This window comes from Pseudomonas sp. NPDC089918, from assembly GCF_050280605.1.
Lineage (GTDB): Bacteria > Pseudomonadota > Gammaproteobacteria > Pseudomonadales > Pseudomonadaceae > Aquipseudomonas.
Window position 1 is genome coordinate 1 of the sequence record NZ_JBNNVP010000114.1, and the last position, 1,058, is coordinate 1,058.

General features: G+C 55.6%; 3 pseudogenes. 2 read left to right on the plus strand and 1 reads right to left on the minus strand.

Annotated elements, in window-relative coordinates:
• Positions 1–99, plus strand: a pseudogene (locus tag ACQKPC_RS30435) (TetR/AcrR family transcriptional regulator); the annotation flags it as partial.
• Positions 97–963 (plus strand): annotated as a pseudogene (locus ACQKPC_RS30440) (30S ribosomal protein S1); the annotation flags it as partial. The pseudogenes ACQKPC_RS30435 and ACQKPC_RS30440, both read left to right, overlap by 3 nt.
• A gap of 2 nt (positions 964–965) precedes the next feature.
• Here the strand turns inward: ACQKPC_RS30440 and ACQKPC_RS30445 are convergent.
• Positions 966–1,058: pseudogene (locus tag ACQKPC_RS30445) on the minus strand (EamA family transporter); the annotation flags it as partial.

The following is a 1,058-nucleotide window of genomic DNA, read 5'->3' on the forward strand; positions in this document are numbered from 1 at the left end:
CTGGCCATGGAGCTGGGGGACCGAGTGTATGCACGCTCGGTGCAACAGCATGGGCAGATCACGCCGCGAATGGCCGAGGAAGGGATGCGGGTGTTCGAAGAAGTGGTCAAGGGCGTTATCAACGGTAAGGTTAAAGGCGGCTTCACTGTCGACGTTAACGGCATCCGTGCGTTCCTGCCAGGTTCTCTGGTTGACGTCCGTCCAGTGCGCGACACCACGCACCTGGAAGGCAAAGAGCTGGAATTCAAGGTCATCAAACTCGACCAGAAACGCAACAACGTTGTCGTTTCCCGTCGCAGCGTCCTTGAAGCCGAGAACTCCGCCGAGCGTGAAGCTCTGCTGGAATCCCTGCAGGAAGGCCAACAAGTCAAAGGTATCGTCAAGAACCTCACCGATTACGGCGCATTCGTCGATCTGGGTGGCGTCGATGGCCTGCTGCACATTACCGACATGGCTTGGAAGCGTATCAAGCATCCTTCCGAAATCGTCAACGTTGGCGACGAGATCGATGTCAAGGTTCTGAAGTACGATCGCGAACGCAATCGTGTTTCCCTGGGCCTCAAGCAACTGGGCGAAGATCCATGGGTCGCTATCAAAGCCCGTTACCCAGAAAGCACTCGCGTTACCGCTCGTGTAACCAACCTGACCGACTACGGCTGCTTCGCTGAGCTGGAAGAAGGCGTTGAAGGCCTGGTACACGTTTCCGAAATGGACTGGACCAACAAGAACATCCACCCTTCGAAAGTCGTACAAGTCGGCGACGAAGTGGAAGTCATGGTTCTGGACATCGACGAAGAGCGTCGTCGTATCTCCCTCGGCATCAAGCAGTGCAAATCTAACCCATGGGAAGATTTCTCTGGCCAGTTCAACAAGGGCGATAAAATCTCCGGCACCATCAAGTCGATCACCGATTTCGGTATCTTCATTGGTCTGGACGGCGGCATCGACGGTCTGGTTCACCTGTGCCATTTTTTCAGCAGGGTGCTGTAGATCGCATACGCCAGCGTGGCGATCAGCATCATCGCGTCACCCAGGTTCACCCCGTGTTCCAGCAACGC